Below are 22,406 nucleotides of genomic sequence, written 5' to 3' on the forward strand. Positions count from 1 at the left end.
TCCGGTCGTCGTTGCGATCATCGGCTCTCGTCTGTTCCCCGGCATCATTTCGTCATGAAGATACGAGCAGGTCTTGTCGCCGAACTCGGGGTCAATCTCGTGCTGCCGTGGCTTGCGTATCGGCTCGCGTTGCCGCATTGGGGCGAGCTCGGCGCGCTGTACGCGTCGGCAATTCCGCCTATTGCCTGGAGTCTCGCGGAGTTCGCAAGAACCCGTCGCGTCGATGCCCTCAGCATCCTGGTCCTGCTCGGGATCGCAATGTCCATCGTGCTGATGGCGCTCGGCGGCAGTCCGCGGTTGCTGCTGATGCGCGAGTCGATGGCGTCCGGCGCGATCGGCGTGGTGTTCCTGCTGTCGCTCGCGATGCGGCGCCCCCTCACCTTTTATCTCGCGCGGGCAACCGTCGCGCGTGAAGCGGAAGGCGACGCAGAACGCTTCGAAGCGCTATGGAACGAGCGACCACTCCTGCGTCGATCGATTCGCCTGATGACCGCCGTCTGGGGTCTCGGCCTGACGGGTGAAAATGCGCTGCGAAGCTGGCTGGCGTGGCACTGGCCGATCGAGCGCTTCCTGGTGGTTTCGCCGTTCATCGGCTACGCCATCTACGGCGCGCTCACGGTCTGGACCTTGATGTATCGCAAGAAGCTGCAGATGCGCGCCACGGCGGCGCCTGCAGCGCCTGTTCGTCCGTGAGGGAAAAAGCCGGCTCCCCCAAACGAAAACGCGTCCCTGGCCTTTCCGGCCCAAGGACGCGCGTCGATTAAACGGAAAAACCCTCAGGCTGCTGCTGATACTGGATACGGTGAAGGTTCGCGTACAGCCCGTTCAGGCGCAGCAACTCGGCATGGCTGCCTTGCTCCGCGATTTTTCCGGCGTCCATCACCAGAATCCGGTCGGCGCGCTCAATAGTCGAAAGCCGGTGCGCGATCACGAGCGTCGTACGCCCTTTCATCAACGTTTCCAGCGCTTCCTGTACATGCCGCTCGGACTCGGAGTCGAGCGCGGACGTGGCTTCGTCGAGGATAAGAATAGGCGCGTCCTTGTAGATCGCCCGCGCAATGGCCAGCCGCTGCCGCTGGCCACCCGACAAGCGCATGCCATTGCCGCCCACACGCGTGTCCACGCCGTCGGGCATGGCCGCAACGACATCAGCCAGATTCGCCGCAGCCAGCGCGGCCATCACCCGCTCACGATCCGGCGTCTGGCCATACGCGACGTTGGCGGCGATCGTGTCGTTGAAGAGCACCACGTCCTGGCTCACCATCGCCATTTGTCCGCGCAGATCGTGCAGGCTGTACTCGGGGAGCGGCACGCCGTCGACCAGCACCGCGCCGCCGGCGGGATCGAAGAAACGCGGCAGCAGGTTGACTAGCGTGGTCTTGCCGCTTCCCGACGCACCGGCCAGCGCCACCATCTCGCCGGGCGCGACCTTGAACGAAATCGCGTCGAGCGTTGGCTGTCCGGCCCCGTACGTGAACGACACCTCGCGGAACTCCACCTCGCCGCGCGCGCGCTCGAGCGGCCGGCCGCCGCCTTCGGGCTCGGCGGGTTCATCGATAAGACCAAAGATCAGTTCCGCCGCCGTCATGCCGCGCTGCAGCGGCTGGTTGATATCGATCAGGTGCTTGAGCGGCGAGATGACCAGCAGCATGGAGGTGACGAACGCCACGAATCCGCCGACGGTGGTCTGGTCGTTCGCCGACTGCACCACGGCGATGGTGATCACGATCGCCAGCGCAATCGATGCCAGAAACTGCGTGAGCGGCTGCGCGAGCCCGCCGGACACCGTCATGCGCATCTGGTAGCCGCGCAGGCGATTGCTCATGCTGGTAAAACGGTCGTTTTCGTAGCGCTGGCCGTTGTGCACCTTGACGACCTTATAACCGCCAACAGTCTCTTCCACGATGTACGACAGCTCGTTCGTCAGCAACTGCGACTCGCGATTGAGCCGCCGCAGCCTTCGATTGATCTTGCTCACCAGCCAGCCGATAGCCGGCAGGATCACCGCAATCACCAGCGTCAGCCGCCAGTTGAGGATAAACAGGTATCCCAGCAGGAATACCACGGTGAGCGAGTCGCGCACGAGCGTGACGACCACGCTCTGGAGCACGTTGAGGATCTGGTTCACCTCGAACACGATGGCATTGATGATCGTGCTGGCCGTTTCCCGCTGGAAGAAACCGGCGCTGGTGTGGATCATCCGGTCGAACATCTTCAAGCGGAGTTCGAGCAGGATCTTGTTGGTGACGTAGGCAAGCAGGTAGCCCGACGCGTATTGCGCGCCGCCCCGCACGACCGCGAGGCCGACCACCGCTGCCGGCACGATCCACTTGGCGCTGGCGCTGCCTTTCGCGCCAAAGCCATGATCGAGCAACGGCTTGAGCAGCATCGGAATTCCGGCCTCGCTCGCAGCGACGAAACCCATGGCGATCAAGCCCAGCGCGACAATCCAGATCAGGGGGCGGATATACGGCCAGAGCCGGCTCATCACGGCCGCCGGCGAGGTGGTCTGCCCGCTGCCGATCGTCTTGCTCAAGGTTGGCTTCTGACTCAAAAGGTGTCCTTAGTCGTAGGTCGGACGGCGGGCGGAGCAGAACTGAACCTGCGTCCGGGCGGCCCTGAGCAGGCTGAACCCCGCCGACACGGCAAACCGCTATTGTAATGCGCCGGACGAGCTTGTCTCATTAAGAGGTTCGCCCGGGCAGGAGGCGCAGCCCGGTTGGTTTTGGGCCGCAATGGGGGTGGGTTTGCCGCGTTTTTGTGGATCGCGCGTCAAGGTGTTCCAGACCTGAGGATATCGGCCGCCTGCGGTCAATGCCCCTGTCAAAACAAACCGGCTTGCTATTGCTGCTGCGACAATGCCCGCCGCGCCGGCGCAACCCTCCCCGCCAGGCGTTCGCCGCGTCCAAGCAGGAACCCTGAAAAACACCAGAAGGCGAGCGCGGTGGTCTGCCACATGAAGTCATCGGTGAAATTCTTTGCCACCATGCCGATAACCAGCGCCATGCCCGCCGAGCTAAGCCAGGGCACCACATGCCGTAGCCGCCAGAAACGCCGGATCAGCGCAAGCAGCAGTGCAGCTTCCAGCACCACGCCCACTATTCCCGTCTCCAGCCACGTATTCAAGAACAGGTTGTGCGCATGCGTCAGCGCCTGCGGCTCCGTCTCCAGCAACGCCGGCGGTATTTCATTCTGGAACACCCGCCCCGGCAACGGCTTGCCAAAACCAATGCCCGTCCACGTATGCGGCTTGCCTTCCCGGCCGTAGAACGCCCACAGTTTGGGTCGGGTGTCGGAAGACATGACGTCGCCAATGCCCGCCAGCGCCTCGGGTACGTACACCTGGTCCCCGCCCACCGTCAGCTCCCGTGCTGCGGGTTTCGGCATCGCATGGCCATAGCGCAGCCGTGCGCTCAGTTCCAGCGTGCCGACCGCCGCCACGCCGATCACCGCGATGCACACGCCGGCTATCAGCAAGTGCTTGCGATACAGCGGGTAGCACGCAATCACGAGCGTCACGGCCGCGGCTGGCCAGAAGAACCGGTTGAGCGTCGCCAGCCCGATCACCAGCGCCAGCACCAGTCCGCTCAGGCCGATTGGCCACCAGCGGCGGTTCAGCATCAGGCCGGTGAACAGCGTCATCGAAAAGATGACCAGCGTGCTCGTGTGGCCGACGCGGTTGTAATAGTGGAGCAGGAGATCGGCGGGATTCGTGGGCGGCTGCAGGCGGCCCCAGTAATACAGGCTGCCGGCGGCCAGCAGCACGCATGCCACCCAGTTGATCACCACGATCCGCTCCGGCTTCGTGATGCGCGTGCCCATCAGCCAGAACGCAAAGAATGACACCAGCGGATACAGCACTTCGTCGAGCCAGGCGTGCATGCTGTCGCGCGGATAGGGTGACCACGCGATCGAAGCGAGCGCCCATGCACTCCACGCAACGACAGGCCACAGCAGCGGCCAGTGCAGCGGCGACGGCCGTTCCGAAGAACAAGCCGCGGCGATCGTGCCGATACCCACCAGCCCCAGCGCCATGTTCTCGAGCGCGGTCATGTGGGCGAACATCGCGACAAACATAATCACCGGACACGCCACCCACAGGACGCGTTCCACCTGCACGCACGTCTTCGTCATTGCACTCCCGGAAGGACCGCCTGCAAGCTGTTGCAGACGACCTCAAGCGAAATAAATCCCATGCAGTCCGCATGGTCACCGCGCCACGCGACGCAAGTCGTCGTATTGCGGTCGCAGCGGCGAGCCCACGCCACGTGCCGTCTGAAAATATCCGGCTGATCGCGGCAAGGCATGTCCGCGATAGTAACCGGCATGAACGGTGCATCGCGCCAGTAATTTCCCGCGCCGTGTATCAATGCATTACCCGGGCCGAACAATGTAACCGTCGGCACGCCGGTCAGACGTCCGAGGTGCGCCACGCCCGTGTCCGGACAGACAATTGCCCGCGCGCCGGAGAAGAGGTGCCACACTTGTCCCAGGTCGATCCGGCCCGCGAAATTCGGGTAACGGCCATCGGGATCGATTGCATCGATCAGCGCCGTCTCGCTCGGTCCGCCGCTCCACACAGGCGTGAAACCCCGCGCTTCGACAAACGCCGCCAGCGCTCGCCAGCGTTCATCGGGCCAACGCTTGACCTCAGTGCTCGCCCCTGGATGCAATACTACGTAAGGACTTCGCAACACGCTCGCGTCGGATTCTGACAACACTGCGGGCGCGGGAGCCGGCCAATCGCTCAGCCGATACGGCCGCGGCGGCGGCCCCGCCACCAGTTCGGCAGCGAGATCGGCCCATGCCGCGGGCGCATCGGGATACGGCACGGCTTCGTTAAGCGGGACGTTTTTCCAGGCAGGCGTGTCAGCGGCATGTCCGACGATCCAGCGGCATCCCGCCGCCAGCGCGAGCCACGCATGCCTGTTATCCCCGGCCACGATGCCGAGATCGTACGGTCCCGAGCGCAGCACCGCGTTGACCGAGCGGAAGTCACGCGGGTCGAACGGAATCACGTCGAGGCCAAACGGCCTGCCCGCGTAGAGCGGCACGATCGGCTTGGGACAGGTCAGCACGATCTGCGCGTCAGGATATTGCGCGCGAAGTTTCGCCACGAGCGGCGTGAGCAGCAGCGTGTCGCCGAGCAACAGATGATGCGCAATCAGGATGCGCTTCAAGACTTGAGGCTTGCGGCGCAGCGGCTTCAACGCCAGCCGGGGCAACGCGCGGGCGAAGATGCGCACGCGTCCGGAAAGTCGGCTCATCGGGTGGCGTTCCTACGTGAAATCCAGATTATGCCGGTTGGTCGTGGTGAGCCCGGGTTTTCATAACCGCCATACAACGAGACCGGCTGCGCTGATGGCGTCGAGCGACAGGCTCGACTTGACATCGGCGAACACGGCGCCTGGTTTCGCCAGCGCCAGCAACGCGTCCGTCTTCACCAAGAATTCGCGGTGCGGCACCGCCAGCACGATCAGGTCGGCGGGTTCCAGCGCGTCGAAACCCGTCAGCGTCACGCCATATTCATCGAATGCTTCCACCGCGTCCGCGAGCGGATCGTGAAGCTGAACCTCGAGCCCGTAGTCTTGCAGGTGATGCACGATATCGATGACTTTCGAATTGCGCAAATCCGGACAATTTTCCTTGAACGTCAGCCCGAGGACCGTCGCCTTCGCACGCAGCGGCGCGCGGCCGGTCCGGATCAGCGTCTTCACGGCGCGATCGGCCACGAACCGGCCCATGCCGTCGTTCACGCGCCGCCCCGCGAGGATCACCTGGGGCGTGTAGCCGGACACCTGCGCCTTGTGCGTCAGGTAATACGGGTCCACGCCAATGCAATGCCCACCCACCAGTCCCGGCGTGAAGTCGAGGAAGTTCCACTTCGTGCCGGCGGCTTCCAGGACTTCGTGAGTATCGATACCGAGGTAATCGAAGATGATGGCCGCCTCGTTCATCAGCGCAATATTCAGGTCGCGCTGCGTATTCTCGATGACCTTCGCGGCCTCCGCCACCTTGATTGAACTCGCACGGTAGACGCCGGCCGTCACCACCGAGCCATAGACCTCGGCGACCAGATCGAGGGTCGCGGCGTCCGACCCGGACACGACCTTCACGATATTGCGGAACGTGTGCTGCTTGTCGCCGGGATTGATGCGCTCCGGGCTATAGCCCGCCGTAAAATCCGCACCCAGCCTGAGGCCTGATTCGCGCTCGAGGATCGGTATGCAGATCTCTTCGGTCACACCGGGATAGACCGTTGATTCGTACACCACCACATCACCGCGTTTCAACGCCCGGCCGAGCGTCTCCGACGCCTGTTTCACCGGCGTCAGATCCGGCTGTGCACCGGCGCTGATCGGGGTTGGCACCGCGACTATATGAAAATTGGCTTGCCGCAGCACACCGATGCTGCCGGTCAGTTCAAGGCAAGCAGCGGCCAGTTCCTCGCGGCTGATTTCGCCATTGCGATCGAGGCCCGCGCGCAGATCGGCGAGCCGGGCCGGGCTCGTATCAAACCCGATCGTGCGGCGCTGCAAGCCGAATGCAATGGCGACGGGCAACCCCACATAGCCCAGGCCAATGACGGAAACGTGGCGATCATGCATGGTAATCAGTGCTCGGAATGGGCAGGACGGTCAAGCCCGGGGGTAGCGGCAGACGGGTCCGCAGGGGACTGGCAGGGCATGGGCAAGCCATCATTTGATTTTCAGGTAAAGGCGGCTGAGAAGCGGCCGGCCATGTACCCACAGACGGCTTTTCAGCCACGTGGCCGGTTTGTCGCGCACGTCGAGGCGCAAGATGCGCGCCGGATCGCCGTGACGCTGGTTGGTGCCGGGTTCAACGGTGTACAGATGGCGAAACCCCGCCGCGTGAGCCTCTTCCACGTAGTCGGTATCGAAATAGCCTTGCGGCCAGCAAAGATGATCCGATACGCCCCCAAGGTGGTGTTCGAGCGTCGCCCGGGCTTGCTGCAGGTCGTCGCGCAGGCTCGCGCGTTTGGCTGCCGCGTTGGTGCTGACCCGGTCCCAGCGCGTATGCGTGTGCGTGTGGCTGTGGAACTCGAAAGTCCCGGCTTGCCGCATTGCGTCGATTTCAGACCAGCGCATGATGGTCCTGTCGGTGTCGCCGGCCTGGATCGCCGCCTTCGCCGCTGAGTGATCCAGCAGGTTCCCGGTGGGCGCCGGGTCCGCCGCGTTCGGGCGCACCGGGCCACTGTTCACCCAAGCCGACACCAGGAATCCGAGCGCCGTAAAACCGTGTCTGGCGAGAACCGGATGCGCGTGAACCCAGTTGTCGAGATAACCGTCGTCGAAGGTCAGCACGACCGACCTCTCCGGCACGGGCTTGCCCGCCAGATACGCCCCGAACGCCGCCGCGCCGAGCGTGGTGTAACCCTCACGCGCGAGCATTGCCATCTGGTCCGCGAAATGCACCGGCGACACCGTCAGCGCGCCCGCCGCCCGACTCACGTGGTGATACATCAGCACTGGCACGGCGCGCGCGTTATTCATGCAACGCCCCGCTCGCTCAGGCTGCTCCGGTAAAACGCAGCCATCTCGCTCGCCATGGTATCGACAGAAAAGCGCGTCTGCGTGGTCCGCAAACCCGCTTCGCCCATCCGGCGGCGCTCGTCGGGAGCATCGACCAGACGCAGCAGTGCAGCAGCGAGCGCGTGGTCGTCGTGCGCCGGCACAAGCAGGCCGTTCACGCCGTTATCGATCACTTCAGGCACACCGTCCACCGCCGTCCCGATCACCGGAAGTCCTGCGGCCATTGCCTCGATGAACGACGTGCCCAGCGCCTCCTGATGGGTCGGCAGCACAAACAGGTCGAAGCCCGCCAATACGTTCGGAATATCGCGGCGCAAGCCGAGTAAATGGACGTGATCGGCAAGCCCTTGCGCCTGCACGTGCGTGCGGATGTCGTCGAAGAGCGGACCGTCGCCGGCGAAGACAAAATGCAGGTTCGGCCGCTGTTCGATCAACCGCTTCGCGACGCGGATCAGATCGGGATGCCCCTTCTTGTCGCGCATGATCGCCACCGTGCCCGCGATCACGGCGTCCTCGCCGAGACCCAGTTCCGCGCGCAACGTGGAACTCGCGCGACTCACCGGCTGCGGCTTGACGATACCCGTATAGATTGTGACGATGTCCTCCTGCGGCACACCTTCGGACACCAGGTACCGCATCACCGACTGACTCACCGCCACCACCTTGTGCGGCAGCCACGTGTAGGTCGCCCGCGACGTGATGGCGAGCGCCAGGTGGCGGGTACGCACGATCAGCGGCGTGCCGGAGAGCCGCGCGGCGGCGCCGCCAAGCAAACTGTCGCGGCCGCTGTGGGTGTTTAGCACATCGAAACGGCCTTGCTTGAGAATGCGCCGCATGTGCGCAATCGCGGTGAGATCGGCGCCTGAACGCATGGGCGTGGTGTGGACCGTAAAGCCTTCAGCCCCGAGACGCTCGCCGAGCCGCGCGCCCGGCACGCATACGAGTTCAAGCGCGTGGCCGCGTTCACGCAGCGCGAGCATTTCCTTGAACGTCCGATGTTCCTGACCGCCCCAGCCGTTGGACGATTCGCTGTGCAGAATTCTCAGCGGCTTCATTACTATGGCGAACTCCGAGTAAATCTTGATGGTTTCAAGGTGAATGGCGCCGAGCGCCGGATGCCGGGTCGCTGGCCCTGCGTTTCGTCTGTTTTGTGCGCTGAAGCTGCAGCCGTTAGCGTCTTTTTCAGCGGCGCATTCGCGCTCACTTGTGCTTACCTGCGCACACTTGGGCTCGCGGCATCCCGCGATTTTTCAGGCCCGAGGCCCTGCCGGCCGCAGCATGCGGCCATGGGTCTGGTATAACGGTGGCCGGGCGGCAAACATTGACGCGGGACGCGTATGGCGTCAATTTACCCTGCCTCGCGAGCCCGGCCCGCCCTGTAAGGGACGAGAAAACCCGACGAGACAGCGACTATAAACGCAGCATTCACCGCTGGAACTTTTCGCATCAAATTATAGCAATTCGCATACCTCACGCTTACGCCCCATGACTCGTCCAACGCTTGGTATTGCCCTCATCACCTTCAATGCAGCCGCACGCCTCTCGCAGTGTCTCGAAGCGGTTTCCTTCGCCGATGAAATCGTCGTGATCGACGGCGGCAGCACTGACGCAACAGTCGGCATAGCGGAGGCGCATCGCGCACGCGTGATCGAGGCGCCCGACTGGCCGGGTTTCGGCCCGCAGAAAAATCGCGCACTCGATGCACTCACCACCGACTGGGTGTTGTCAATCGACGCAGATGAAGTGGTCTCGCCGGAATTGGGCGCGGCGATCCGCGCGGCGGTGTCGAAGCCGCAAGCCGATGTCTACTCCGTCGACCGGCTGTCGAATTTCTGCGGACAATGGGTGCGGCACAGCGGCTGGTATCCGGACTGGATTCCGCGCCTGTTCAAGCGTGGCACAGCCCGCTTCTCGGATGACCTCGTCCACGAGCGGCTGGTGCTGGCGAACCCGGATGCAACCAAGGTCGTGCGCCTGCAGGGCAGGCTGATGCACTACTCCTACGAGGACTTCGAGACGGTCCTGCGCAAGCTGGATAACTACTCCACGGCAGGAGCACGCCAGCGCCACGCGGCGGGAAAACGCGGCAGCCTGGGCACCGCTGTGCTGCGCGGGGCGTGGGCCTTCGTTCGCACCTACTTTCTGCGACGCGGTTTTCTCGATGGCCGCGCGGGTTTCATGATTGCCGTATTCAACGCGCAGACCGTGTATTACCGGTTTCTCAAGCTCGCTGAATTGAACCGGATGCGCTGACCGGCATGTCGGCCACAATGCCCTCGGCGAGTGTCAACAACGCCGAAACGTGCGCGGCAATGCTGGTGTCGTAGAGAATGGACGCCGCCGTCACGTGGGTATTTTTTGCATCCAGTGCACGCCGGACAGCGTTGCGCAAGTCATCCGCATCGCCCGGCTTGAACGTAAATTTCGCGTTTTCTGCAATCGCACTGCAACAGCCTACGCTTGTCGGAAAAATCACCGGCGTGCCGCACATCACGGATTCGATACCGACCAGTCCGAACGGCTCGTACTTCGACGCCAGCACGGTGAAGTCGGCCGCCCGATAAGCGTCTTCGATATTCTTCGCATAACCGATATAGCGCACCTGCTCCGAAGTCTGCGCGGGCGGCCTCCCGGCGACCGCTACAATCACCGGCAGGCCGCTGTCACGCAGCGCCGCCTCGATCAGCGGCAAGCCCTTGCGCTCATGGCTGCTCGACGGAAACAGCAGCACGATCTCGTGATCGGCGAAACCAAACTGCTTGCGCAGTTCGCTGCGTTTTTCGTCCGGTACCGGAGAAAACCGCGTGCCGTCGACGGGCGGATAAAGCACGCGGATCTTCGTATCTGCCACACCGTAAAGCGAGCGCAATTCGTCGCGCATCATGTCCGAGTGCGCGACGATCACGCCGGCTTGCTCGTATTGCAGACGCTCGAGCACAATCTGGCGGCTGTCCGAGCGCCGCTCGCGCCGGCCGGTCGCGGCGAGAAAACCGATATGCGTGCCACCGCAAATCGCAATCTCGGAGGACTCCACGCGATTGCAGCCAATCAGCACATCCACCCGCGCCTTCTTGCGCGAGCGTTTGAGCGCCCAGTTGAAATACGTGTCGCGCAGCCTGGAAGGCAGCAACGACACGTTGATCCGGCGCGCGTCGACCATCTGGCTTTCCGGCTGCGACGGATCAATCTTGCGGGCGAAAAATACCGGCTTGCGCTCGCCGGTGAAACCGGCTGCGTTGAACCCTCGAATCAGGTCCAGCGCGTAACGTTCAAGTCCGCCGCTGAGTTTCAGCGCGTTGGCGGAGATGGCGACTTTCATTCCGGCGCGCATCAATACACGATTTCGATTGAGCTTCCGGCGAATTCGCCGCGCAATGCCGTGATGAGATCGTCGGTAGGCTTCACGCGCCACGCATCGCCGAGCCGCACTTCGCCCTCGGCATGCTCGCTGCGATACACAATGCTCACGTTCAGGCCGTTCGGAATATGCACCGGTTGCCTCTGGCCACGGCCGCCGTCACGCTCACCGCCTCCTCGCGAGCCTCCACGCGACGGAGCCTGTACCGCCGCCGCAGGTGCAGCAGCTTGTTCCGGGGGTGCGCTATGCGCTTCCAGCACTTTCTTCAGTCGCAGCGAGTCGGCATTGCCGTTCATTTCCACCTTCACTGCCTGCGCATAACGGCTGCGGGCGCGCTCGAGATCCATCGCCGCTTCCACCGTGAAGCGGATGCCGCCGGTGAACGCGTCATTACGCGCCTGACCCTGCACGATCAGCAACTCGTCTTCCTTGTAGAGCGCCTTGTTCGCTTCGAACTGCTCGTTGAACACGGTGACTTCGCACTGACCGGTGCCATCGTCCAGATTCACGATCAGCATCTTGCCGCGCTGGGTCATCTGCGTGCGCATGGTGGTGATCACGCCCGCGACGAGCTTCTCGCGCCCTTCCTTAAGTTCGCCAATCTTCTGCCGCACGAAGCGCCGCACTTCCGTCTTGTAGGCGTCGAAGAGATGGCCCGACAGGTAGAAGCCGAGTGCGCTCTTCTCTTCCTGCAAACGCTTCTTGTCCGACCACATGGGTTCATCGACGAGATCGTGGCCTTGCTGCGGTTCGTCGCCCATGTCGAAGAGACCGGACTGCATGGCATTGGCCGCGGCTTGATCGGCCGCTTCCATTGCAAGCGGCACCGAGGCGATCAATTGCGCCCGGTTGTCATGGAGCGAATCGAACGCGCCGGCACGGATCAGCGCTTCCACCGTGCGCCGGTTCACCATGCGCCGATCCACCCGCATGCAGAAGTCGAAGAGATCGGTGAACGGCGTTTCTTCCCGCGCGCGCAGGATTTCTTCAATGGCGCTCTGCCCGCTGCCCTTCACCGCGCCAAGGCCATACCGAATGGTTTTCGAACGCGTGCTGTCCGCCTCGGCCACCGGTTCGAACCGGTACGCAGACTGGTTGATATCCGGCGGCAACACGGCCATCTTGTTGACGAGACAATCCTCGAACAGGATCTTGACCTTGTCCGTATCATCCATGGCGAGCGACATATTCGCCGCCATGAATTCGGCAGGATGATGCGCCTTCAGCCATGCGGTGAAATACGCCAGCAACGCGTAAGCGGCCGCGTGAGACTTGTTGAAACCGTAGCCCGCGAACTTCTCCATCAAGTCGAAGATTTCGTCGGCTTTGGTGGCGGTCAGGCCATTCTTCGCCGCGCCCTGCCGGAACAGTTCGCGATGCTCGGCCATTTCCTCGGCCTTCTTCTTACCCATCGCGCGACGCAGCAAGTCGGCGCCACCGAGCGAATATCCGCCGATGATCTGCGCCATCTGCATCACCTGCTCCTGATAGACCATGATGCCGTAGGTCTCTTTCAGGACTGACTCCACACGCGGATCGGGATACTCGACGATCTCGCGGCCGTGCTTACGCGCGCAGAAGCTCGGGATCAGGTCCATTGGACCCGGCCGGTACAACGCCACCAGCGCGATGATGTCTTCGAAACGGTCAGGCTGTGCGTCCTTCAGCATGCCCTGCATGCCGCGGCTTTCCAGCTGGAACACAGCAACCGTATTGGCTTTCTTGAGGATCTGGAACGACGCGGGGTCGTCGAGCGGAACCTGCGACAAATTCCAGTCTTTCTTCGATGGATCCAGCCGGCGGATATACCGCTCGGCCCAGTCGAGAATGGTGAGCGTGGTCAGGCCCAGGAAGTCGAACTTCACCAGACCGACCGCCTCCACGTCGTCCTTGTCGTACTGACTGACCACCCCCCCGTCTTCGCCCTGCGTATAAAGCGGGCAGAAGTCCGTGAGCTTGCCCGGCGCGATCAACACGCCGCCCGCGTGCATGCCGACGTTACGCGTGAGCCCTTCCACGCGCTGCGCGAGTTCGATCAGCTGATGCACTTCGTCTTCGTTGTCAAAGCGTTCCTGCAGCGTGGGCTCTTCCTTCAACGCGTCAGCGATGGTCACGTGCTTGCCCGGCTTGAACGGGATCAGCTTCGCGATGCCGTCAGTGAACATGTAGCCGAGATCGAGCACCCGGCCTATGTCGCGCACAGCCGCTTTCGCCGCCATCGTGCCGAAGGTCGCGATCTGCGATACAGCGTCCGCGCCGTACTTCTGCTTCACGTACTGAATGACGCGGTCACGCCCTTCCTGACAGAAGTCGATGTCGAAGTCAGGCATGGACACACGGTCAGGATTCAGGAAACGTTCGAACAGCAGGTTGTATTTGAGCGGATCAAGGTCGGTAATGAACAGCGCATACGCGACCAGCGAACCCGCGCCCGAGCCACGGCCCGGACCGACCGGCACGCCATTGTTCTTCGCCCACATGATGAAGTCGGCGACGATCAGGAAATAGCCCGGAAAGCCCATGCCAATGATGGTCTTGCACTCGAATTCGAGGCGCGCGTAATACGTCTCGCGCTGCGCTTCGCGCGCGGCTTCATCGGGATAGAGCTGGATCAGCCGCTTCTCGAGACCTTCCTTCGACAAATGCACGAGGTAGTCGTCGAGCGACATGCCGTCGGGCGTTGGGAACAGCGGCAGTTTCGGCTTGCCGAGTTCGAGTTTCAGGTTGCAGCGCTTCGCAATTTCGACCGTGTTGGCAAGCGCCGACGGAATGTCCGCGAACAACGCGCACATTTCCTCTTGCGTGCGGAAATACTGCTCGGTCGTAAACCGTTTCTGACGCCGCGGATTCGCGAGGATATCGCCCTCGGAAATACATACGCGAGCTTCGTGCGCCGTAAAATCGTCCGGCGTCATGAACTGCATTGGGTGGGTAGCGACGACCGGCAGCTTGAGCTTCGCGGCGAGCGCGACGGCCTGTTGAATATAGGTCTCGCCGCCCGGCAGTGCAGCGCGCTGCAATTCAATATAAAACGCGCCCGGAAAAAGCTTGGCCCAGCGTTCGGCGTGACGAACCGCTGCCTGGTCGCTGCCGGCGGCAAACGCCATGCCGATATCGCCGTGCTGCGCACCCGACAACGCGAGCAAGCCCTCGGACAACCCGCTTTCCAGCCACTCGTATTCGACTTCCGCGCGCCCCCGGTATTGATTCGTCAGCCAGGCTTTCGACAGCAGCTCGCACAGGTTGAGGTAACCGCGCTGGTTCTTGACCAGCAACAGCAAACGCGCGGGTTTGTCGCGGTCGGCAGGATTGGTGATCCAGACGTCGCAGCCGGCAATGGGTTTGACACCCTTGCCGCGTGCTTCCTTGTAGAAACGGACGAGGCCGAACGCGTTGCCGAGATCGGTCAGCGCGAGCGCGCCCTGACCGTCCTTGGCAGCGGCTTTAACGACGTCGTCAAGGCGCACGATGCCGTCGGCAATCGAGAATTCGGAGTGAACACGAAGATGGACAAAGCGGGGATCTGACATGAGCGATATTGTACATGCGCCTATTCGCGAATTTCGCCCCGACGGCCGCGTTAGCCGTTCGGCCAGGGCTAATTAATTTGGCCAATAAGTCGGCCAATAAGTCGACCAATAAGCGGAACGAAAACCGGGTTGAAAAAAGTGCCGCATCGGCGCGGGCTCATCAGCCGATCGGTCGACTCGGAAGCACACGCCGTTTGCGGGATAATACGGATTCGATGAACGCCGCCAGGCGCTCGGCGAGACCGCTTTTTCCTCCGGCAACGCCCGTTTTCCAGCACTTTAAGAGCATTTGCGTCATGAGCATTGTCAACCTCTCCGCCTATAAGTTTGTGACCATCGAGAGCGGCGCCGACTGGCGTCCGCTGATTGTCGACCGGTGCACCGCACTCGGCCTGCGCGGCACCATTCTGCTCGCGCCGGAGGGCATCAACCTGTTTGTCGCGGGCGAGCCAGAGCAGATTGGCGCGTTCATGGACTACCTTCGTACCGACCCGCTTTTCGAAGGCAAATTCGCCGATCTCGAGTTCAAGGAAAGCGTGTCGGCCACCCAGCCGTTCGGCAAGATGCTCGTCAAGCTGAAGCGCGAAATCATCACCATGAAGAAGCCGGCCATCCGGCCGGAACTGGGCCGCGCGCCGTCCGTCGGCGCGGCCACGCTCAAGTCGTGGCTGGATCGGGGACATGACGACGAGGGCCGTCCCGTCGTGATGCTGGACACCCGTAACGCGTTCGAGGTCGACGTCGGCACGTTTGACCAGGCGCTTGATTACCGCATCGCGAAATTCAGCGAGTTCCCGGGCGTGATCGAAGCGCATCGCGCGGACCTCGAGGGCAAGACGGTGGTGTCATTCTGTACGGGCGGGATTCGCTGCGAGAAAGCGGCTATCCACATGAAGGAAGTGGGCATCGACCACGTCTACCAGCTCGAGGGCGGCATTCTCAAGTACTTCGAGGAAGTGGGCGGGGCGCATTACCACGGTGAGTGTTTTGTGTTCGATCACCGGACGGCATTGAATGCCGCGCTCGAACCCGCGGCAATTGCGCAGAACGACGAGGATCGAGCGGCGCCAGCCACGGCAAGCAGGGAAGACGAGGCCGCCGATACGGACGAGGCGCATGCCGCGATCACGGCAGACGGCCAGGCGTCGTTCCCGGGCCCGAACAATAGCCGGCACGAAGCGCATGTGGCCGCCTCCGGCGCGCAGGCAGCGGCGCACGACCTTTCGTCGCGCGCCCCGCGCTGATCTGATGGCCGCGTTGCAAGCCAAACCACGGGTCGGCGGGCGGGATGAACCCTGAATCGGGCTATCGGGGCCGCTTTGCGCCCTCACCCACCGGGCCGCTGCACTTTGGCTCGCTGGTGAGCGCATTGGCGAGTTTTCTCGATGCGCGCGCTCATCGGGGAACCTGGCTGATCAGGATCGAAGATGTGGACGGGCCGCGCACCGTGCCGGGCGCAGCCGAGGAAATCCTGGACACACTCGGCCGGTTCGGCATGCATTCCGCCGAACCACCGGTCTGGCAAAGTCAGCGCGAAACGGCATATCAGACAGCCTTCGAGCAGTTGGTGGCGGACGGGTTCGTGTTTCCGTGCGGCTGCACGCGTCGTGAAATAGCCGATTCACTCACGATCGGCCACACCCGCCACGCCCGGCATGCCAGGCTGGCTTACCCGGGAACGTGTCGCGACGGGCTGCATGGCAAACCGCCGCGCGCATGGCGGATGCGCGTCCCGGACGGCGATGCCGCCATTCTGACCTTCGAGGATCGCTGGCAAGGAATGCAGACGCAGGATCTGGCAAGCGAAGTCGGCGACTTCGTGCTCAAGCGGGCGGACGGCGAGTGGGCATATCAACTGGCGGTTGTTGTCGACGACGCGGATGCGCGCATCACGCATATCGTGCGCGGTGCCGATCTGCTGGACTCAACCGCGCGCCAGATTTATTTGCAGCGCTGTCTGGACGTTCCAACGCCTGCCTATCTGCATGTGCCCGTGGTGGTGAACGAGCAAGGCGAAAAACTCAGCAAGCAAACCGGCGCCACGGCGCTTGATACCGGAACGCCGCTGGTTGCGTTGATGCAAGCGGCGCAGCACCTCGGCCTGCACCCGTGCGCGACCGGATCGATCGAAACGTTTTACTCCGACGCAACAGCGCAGTGGGCAAAGCGGTTTACAAGTTCAGGGCGCTGAAAAACAAAAAAGCGGCATCTCTGCCGCTTCATCGTGTTTTCACTTGCACCTCAACCCAGCCGATACCCTCAAGACCCCGAAGGCGTTCTCCGCGGCATGCCCAGGCCGCCGAGCAACGCTGCGAGCGGCTGACGCGGCGTGTTCTTGCGTTCGGCTTCAGCCGCCGCATCGTCTTGCGTCTTTCTTGTCGATGCCGCCGACGGCTCGTACGGCTTCAGGAAGAAATCGTCGATAGGTTGCTGACGCGTATGCGAACGCTCGAACGACGTAGAACGACGACGCGGTTCCTCGCTGCGCGCATGCCGATGTTCACCGCGCTCCGGCCGGCCCGAGCGCTCTTCGCGACGGGGAGCCGCCGACGACTCGCGCCGCACCGGAACATCAACCTTCAGCACCATGACTTCGAGCGGCCGCTTGATCAGTTTTTCGATATCGGCGAGTTGCTTGCGCTCGTTCGGGCTGCACAGCGACAACGCATCACCCGACGCACCCGCACGGCCCGTACGGCCAATCCGGTGAACGTAATCTTCCGCGCTGAACGGCAGGTCGAAGTTGATCACAGCCGGAAGGTCCGTGATGTCGAGACCCCGGGCGGCCACATCGGTTGCGACCAGCGCTTCGATCTCGCCCTTCTTGAATGCGTCGAGCGCTTGCATGCGCTCGCCCTGAGTGCGGTCGCCGTGAATCGCCGTCGCCACAATCCCGTCCTTCTCCAGCACGCGCGCCAACCGGCTCGCGCCAATCTTGCTGTTACAGAACACCAGCACCTGCTTCAGGCCGCGCTCACGAATCAGTTGCGTCACTGCGCCGGATTTATCGCTTTCCGCGACTTCGAAAACGATCTGCCGCACATTCGCGTTCGTGGAGTTGCTGCGCGCGACTTCGATGGTTTGCGGATTGCGCAAATAGGTTGCGGCAAGCTTCTTGATTTCGCCCGAGAACGTAGCCGAGAACAGCAGCGTCTGACGTTCCTTCGGCAGCAGATTCAAGATGCGCTGCAGGTCCGGCAGAAAGCCCATGTCGAGCATCCGGTCGGCTTCGTCGAGAACGAGAATCTGCACCTGGCCGAGATTCAGCGTCTTTTGCTGAACGTGATCAAGCAACCGTCCGGGCGTGGCGATCAGAATTTCAACACCGCGCCGCAGCGCTTCCGATTGCGGGTTCATGTCGACCCCGCCGAACACCACCGTGCTGCGCAACGGCGTGTGCTTGGAATACGCCTGCACGTTCGCGGCAACCTGGTCGGCGAGCTCACGCGTTGGCGTGAGAATCAGCGCGCGTACCGGGTGGCGGGCGGGCGATGCACTCGTGCTGGCCATGGGCAGAAGACGCTGGATGATCGGCAGCGAAAAGCTCGCCGTCTTGCCCGTGCCGGTTTGCGCGGCGCCCATCACGTCGCGGCCGGCCAGCACCACGGGGATAGCCTGCGCCTGGATGGGCGTGGGGATCGTGTAGCCGGAATCGACCACCGCTCGCAGGATGTCGGAAGACAGGCCGAACTGGTCGAACGTGGGCACGGGACCAGGCACGGCTGATTCAGTGGCGCCCAACTCGAGCGCGGCAGCAGGCATGGCAAGACCTGCCTGAACCTCAGTGCTGGAATCAGCCCCGGGTGCGGCGTCAGATGATGAAGCGGCGGACGGGTTCGTGGCGACGGAATCGGACATGGTGACTTTGGTGGCTTTCGCTTTCGCTAAAAATGCGCCGGAGCGGCGCGCGAGCGGTCATTCCACCGCTCATGGACATCGGATGAAGAAGAACCGCGTGTTTCGTCGATGCAACCGGCAAACGACGATCAACGCGCGGACTTCAGACCCGCAGGGTGTCGATCGCTGCGAATCATCGCTTAGGTCCGGTCTGACGCAACCGGACGGCGTAGTACATATATGGCGTAGTACGTATGGCTGGTACAAAGCGGGTGCTAATGGCTAAGTACGGTGGCAAGTACTGCAGCTGCGTGGCCATGACGGCAACCGCCGCGGGCATGAAAAAAACTTGGCAAGCGATATGAAAGAACACCGGCCTGCCAGCCCAACGACTCGGCTTCCAGTCCCGCCGGTTGAGGCGTTCGGACTACGGGAAAGCCGGCTATTGTAGCACTCCCCCGCTTGCCAGCACGTTGATCGGCGACGCGCCTTCAACCGGCGACGCGGCCCGGAAGCCCGGCCAGACGGACCTCGGCGCCGCGCGCCGCCGTTGCTATAACAGCCTATTTCGCTTTCTGCGCCGGTTTCGGTGCCGGTTTCGGTGCATCTCTCACGACCATCAGACGCAACTCCGTCATGTCCTCGATCGCGTATTTCACGCCTTCCCGGCCCAGCCCGGAGTCCTTGACACCGCCGTAGGGCATGTTATCAACGCGAAATGACGGTACGTCATTGATCACCACGCCACCCACTTCCAGCTCGTCCCACGCAAGATTCACGTTCGTGAGGCTGTCCGTGAATACGCCGGCCTGAAGGCCAAAGTCGCTGTCATTGACCGTTTCGAGAGCGTGGCCGAAGTCTGTGAACTTTTCGAGAATGGCGACCGGTCCGAACGCTTCCTTCCGGTACAGATCCTGGTCAGGCTTGACGCCTTCCAGCAATGTTGCTTCGAACATTGCGCCGTCGACCTTACCGCCCGCAATGATTTTCGCGCCGCTCTTCACGGCGCTTTCCATCCACCCGGCCAGCCGGTTGGACTCGGATTCCGAGATCATCGGGCCGACGAAGGTCTTTTCATCCTTCGGATCGCCCATTTTCAGCGACTTCGTTTTCGCGATGAGTTTTTCGCGCAACGCGTCGTAGATATCGGCGTGAATCAGAATCCGTTGCACGCCGATGCAACTTTGCCCCGACTGATAGAACGCGCCGAACGCCAGCCGGTCCACGACGTAATCCAGCCGGTTGGCCTGATCGCGATCGACGATCGCCGCCGCATTGCCGCCCAGTTCGAGGACCACCTTCTTCTTGCCCGCTTTTTTCTTCAGTTCCCAGCCGACCGCGGGCGAGCCGGTGAACGACAGCAGACGGAATCGATCGTCAGTGGTGAAAAGATCCGCACCATCACGATGCGCCGGAAGAATCGAGAATGCGCCTTTCGGCAGATCGGTTTCGGCGAGAATTTCGCCCATGATGAGAGCCCCGACGGGCGTGCGGCTCGCGGGTTTCAGCACGAACGGGCAGCCCGCCGCGATGGCCGGCGCAACCTTGTGCGCCGTGAGGTTCAGCGGAAAATTGAACGGTGAGATGAACGAGCACGGACCAATCGGCACGCGTTTGTAATAGCCGTGGTAACCGGCTGCACGGGGCGCGATCTCCAGGTTGATCATGCCGCCGTCAATACGCACCGATTCCTCAGCCGCGACCCGGAAGGTATCGATCAGCCGAGTGACCTCACCCTTCGAATCGTTGATCGGCTTGCCCGCTTCAATGCACAGCGCCTCGGCGAGTTCGTCGAAACGCTCGCGGAAACGCTTCACGCAATGATCGAGCACCGCTTGCCGCTGATACGGCTTGAATTCGCGCATCGCGCGCTGGGCGGCAACCGCATGGCCAATGGCGGCATCGATCGCCTTCGCGTCGGCCATCGCCACACGGGTGGCCACTTCGCCACTGAATTTATCGGTGACTTCCAGGTCCGTGTTCGCCGCGACGGGTTCGTTTGCCAGGTAATACGGATAGGTTTTCTTCAGCATGTCAGCCTCTGCTTAGCCTCTGAGTCAAGTCTAAAGTTGTGCGCTGAGCCGTTTGATCTCGCGGTTCAACACGCGCTCGTTGTCCGAATAGTCAATCGGCACATCGATCAGATGCACGCCCGGCGTCGCAAAACATTCGCGAATCAAAGGCGCGAGTGCCGCCGCCGAGTCCACCCGGTGCCCTATCGCCCCGTAACTTTGCGCATAGGCGACAAAGTCGGGGTTCTGCAGCGTCATGCCGAAATCCGGGAAATTCATGTTTTCCTGCTTCCAGCGGATCATGCCGAACGCATCGTCGCGCAGAAGGAGGATCACCAGATTCAGCTTGAGTCGTACGGCCGTCTCCAGTTCCTGCGAATTCATCATGAAACCGCCGTCGCCGCAGACCGCCATCACGTTCCGGTCCGGATGCACGATCTTGCTTGCAATAGCAGACGGCAGGCCCGCTCCCATCGAAGCAAGCGCGTTGTCCAGAAGAATGGAATTCGGTTCGTGCGCCCGGTAATAACGGGCGAACCAGATCTTGTACATGCCGTTGTCGAGGCAAATGATCCCGTCCTTCGGCATGGTGTCGTACACATCCTTCACGATCCGCACGGGATACAGCGGGAAACGGTCGTCGTTCTGGCCCTTCGCGAGCTGCGCGTCGAAATGTTCCTTGATCATCTTGAAGCGCGAGAAATCCCAGTTTTGCTCGCTCTTTTTCAACAGTTCCTTCATCTGCCATATAGCGTTCGCGATATCCCCGACCACTTCGATCTGCGGGAAATACACCGGATCGACCTGGGCGCCCAGGAAATTGACGTGGATCACGGTCTTTTCGCCCGCGTCGCCGCTGCGCATGAAAAACGGCGGTTTTTCGATCACGTCATGGCCGATATTGATGATGCAATCGGCGTGATCGATCGCGCGATGCACGAAGTCGCCATCGGAAAGCGTGGCGTTGCCCAGCCACATGGGATGCGATTCGTCGATCACGCCCTTGCCCATCTGCGTGGTGAAGAACGGGATACCGATCTGGTCGACGAACTCGCGCAGCATCTTGGTGGTGGTCTTGCGATTTCCGCCCGCGCCGATCATCAGCAGCGGATATTTCGCCTCGCGGATCGCCTCGACGGCACGTTCCACAGCCTTTTCCTCCGCTATCGGACGGCGGCTGAAACTCTTCGGGATCGGCGCGCCGTCGCCCTCTTCGTGCGCCACGTCTTCCGGCAATTCGAGGTGCACCGCGCCCGGGCGCTCCTCTTCGGCACGCCGGAACGCCTCACGCACGGACGCCGGAATATTGCCGATAGACACCATCGAACGCGTGTATTTGGTGAGCGGCTCCATCATCCGCACGACATCGACAATCTGGAAACTGCCCTGTTTGCTCGATTTGATCGGCTTCTGGCCAGTGACCATCAGCATGGGCATGCCGCCGAGCTGCGCGTACGCGGCGGCGGTCACGAAATTGGTCGCGCCGGGCCCGAGCGTCGCCAGGCATACGCCGGTCTTGCCCGTCAGGCGGCCGTAGGTCGCGGCCATGAAACCCGCGGCCTGTTCGTGGCGGGTCAGGACCAGCTTGATTTTGGAGCGGCGCAGCGACTCGAGGAGATCGAGATTTTCCTCGCCGGGAATGCCAAACACGTATTCGACTTTTTCTGCTTCGAGGGCTTTGACAAACAGATCCGATGCTTTCATGGGGAGTCTCGCTTGGGGACGCGTGCACGGTAAATGTCGTGCAAAAGACGGAAATGAAATGGACCGGGTGTTGCGAAATAAGGCCGCGCGGCACCCGCCCGTCCGTTTATGGTCAGTTGACCTGCACGCGGTTTCCGCGTGCGAATACAACCTTACTCCGGATAGCCATTTGATGTCGCGGACGACGAGGCGGTTTAGGTTAACCGGGGCCTCAGCCTTCAAACCTTACGCGTGTCCGGGTTCGAGGTCAGGGAAGGACCGGACGCACAATGCAAAGAGCCCGTTCCGACTTGAATCGGAACGGGCTCTTTATCATCATGCGGTCGAACAGGTCTCTAGTACAACATCCCGTAAATAGGTTTAATAATTATCTGGCTGCAAATAAGGCTCCAGGAGCGTAACGACGAGTTGA

15 protein-coding genes are annotated in these 22,406 nt (G+C 62.2%); 4 read left to right on the forward strand and 11 right to left on the reverse strand.

What is annotated here, in order from left to right; translation table 11 throughout:
* Positions 1–54: 54 nt before the first annotated feature.
* A complete protein-coding gene (locus AWB69_RS20105; RefSeq protein WP_062087912.1) occupies positions 55–693 on the forward strand; it encodes a VC0807 family protein in 639 nt (212 codons plus the stop codon).
* 67 nt (positions 694–760) lie between these two features.
* Here the strand turns inward: AWB69_RS20105 and msbA are convergent, their stop codons facing one another.
* From msbA to AWB69_RS20135, 6 genes are all read right to left on the reverse strand, one after another.
* A complete protein-coding gene (gene msbA, locus AWB69_RS20110) occupies positions 761–2,488 on the reverse strand; it encodes a lipid A export permease/ATP-binding protein MsbA (protein WP_197500281.1) in 1,728 nt (575 codons plus the stop codon).
* Positions 2,489–2,841: 353 nt separating this feature from the next.
* Positions 2,842–4,134 (reverse strand): O-antigen ligase family protein, encoded by a 1,293-nt coding sequence (locus AWB69_RS20115; protein WP_062087916.1) that lies wholly within the window; start codon positions 4,132–4,134, stop codon positions 2,842–2,844.
* Positions 4,131–5,267, reverse strand: a complete 1,137-nt coding sequence (locus AWB69_RS20120) for a glycosyltransferase family 9 protein (protein WP_062087918.1) — start codon at positions 5,265–5,267, stop codon at positions 4,131–4,133. Before AWB69_RS20120 ends, AWB69_RS20115 begins: the two co-directional genes overlap by 4 nt.
* 60 nt (positions 5,268–5,327) lie before the next feature.
* On the reverse strand, positions 5,328–6,608 hold the full coding sequence (locus tag AWB69_RS20125) for a nucleotide sugar dehydrogenase (RefSeq protein WP_062087920.1): 1,281 nt from the start codon (positions 6,606–6,608) through the stop codon (positions 5,328–5,330).
* A 90-nt stretch (positions 6,609–6,698) separates the two neighbouring features.
* Entirely contained in the window at positions 6,699–7,514 is an 816-nt protein-coding gene (locus AWB69_RS20130) for a polysaccharide deacetylase family protein (RefSeq protein ID WP_062087922.1), read from the reverse strand.
* Entirely contained in the window at positions 7,511–8,608 is a 1,098-nt protein-coding gene (locus AWB69_RS20135) for a glycosyltransferase (RefSeq protein WP_062087924.1), read from the reverse strand. The genes AWB69_RS20130 and AWB69_RS20135 overlap by 4 nt, the downstream gene beginning before the upstream one ends.
* Positions 8,609–9,038: 430 nt before the next feature.
* Between AWB69_RS20135 and AWB69_RS20140 the strand changes: the two genes are divergently transcribed.
* Positions 9,039–9,806 carry a glycosyltransferase family 2 protein gene (locus AWB69_RS20140; protein ID WP_062087927.1) on the forward strand — a complete coding sequence of 256 codons (768 nt, stop codon included), beginning with the start codon at positions 9,039–9,041 and terminating at the stop codon, positions 9,804–9,806.
* On the opposite strand, the gene AWB69_RS20145 is transcribed toward AWB69_RS20140, so the two are convergent.
* Both AWB69_RS20145 and dnaE read right to left on the reverse strand, forming a co-directional pair.
* Positions 9,775–10,872 carry a glycosyltransferase family 4 protein gene (locus tag AWB69_RS20145; protein ID WP_062087959.1) on the reverse strand — a complete coding sequence of 366 codons (1,098 nt, stop codon included), beginning with the start codon at positions 10,870–10,872 and terminating at the stop codon, positions 9,775–9,777. The two genes, AWB69_RS20140 and AWB69_RS20145, sit on opposite strands and share 32 nt — an antisense overlap.
* An 11-nt stretch (positions 10,873–10,883) precedes the next feature.
* Positions 10,884–14,450, reverse strand: a complete 3,567-nt coding sequence (dnaE, locus tag AWB69_RS20150; RefSeq protein WP_197500282.1) for a DNA polymerase III subunit alpha — start codon at positions 14,448–14,450, stop codon at positions 10,884–10,886.
* Positions 14,451–14,737: 287 nt separating this feature from the next.
* On the opposite strand from dnaE, the gene AWB69_RS20155 reads away from it, so the two are divergent.
* A complete protein-coding gene (locus AWB69_RS20155; protein WP_082913487.1) occupies positions 14,738–15,685 on the forward strand; it encodes a sulfurtransferase in 948 nt (315 codons plus the stop codon).
* Between the two features lie 44 nt (positions 15,686–15,729).
* Positions 15,730–16,632 carry a tRNA glutamyl-Q(34) synthetase GluQRS gene (gene gluQRS, locus AWB69_RS20160; RefSeq protein ID WP_062087931.1) on the forward strand — a complete coding sequence of 301 codons (903 nt, stop codon included), beginning with the start codon at positions 15,730–15,732 and terminating at the stop codon, positions 16,630–16,632.
* A gap of 68 nt (positions 16,633–16,700) precedes the next feature.
* On the opposite strand, the gene AWB69_RS20165 is transcribed toward gluQRS, so the two are convergent.
* The 3 genes from AWB69_RS20165 to AWB69_RS20180 form a co-directional block, all read right to left on the reverse strand.
* The gene (locus AWB69_RS20165; protein WP_062087933.1) at positions 16,701–18,203 is read right to left on the reverse strand and encodes a DEAD/DEAH box helicase; all 1,503 of its coding nucleotides are present in this window, start codon (positions 18,201–18,203) and stop codon (positions 16,701–16,703) included.
* Between the two features lie 638 nt (positions 18,204–18,841).
* Entirely contained in the window at positions 18,842–20,311 is a 1,470-nt protein-coding gene (locus AWB69_RS20175) for an aldehyde dehydrogenase family protein (protein ID WP_062087937.1), read from the reverse strand.
* Positions 20,312–20,341: 30 nt separating this feature from the next.
* Positions 20,342–21,994: an acetolactate synthase large subunit gene (locus AWB69_RS20180; RefSeq protein ID WP_062087939.1), complete on the reverse strand. Its 1,653-nt coding sequence runs from the start codon at positions 21,992–21,994 to the stop codon at positions 20,342–20,344.
* Positions 21,995–22,406: the final 412 nt, after the last annotated feature.

Origin of the sequence: Caballeronia udeis, assembly GCF_001544555.2 — a bacterium.
GTDB lineage: Bacteria > Pseudomonadota > Gammaproteobacteria > Burkholderiales > Burkholderiaceae > Caballeronia > Caballeronia udeis.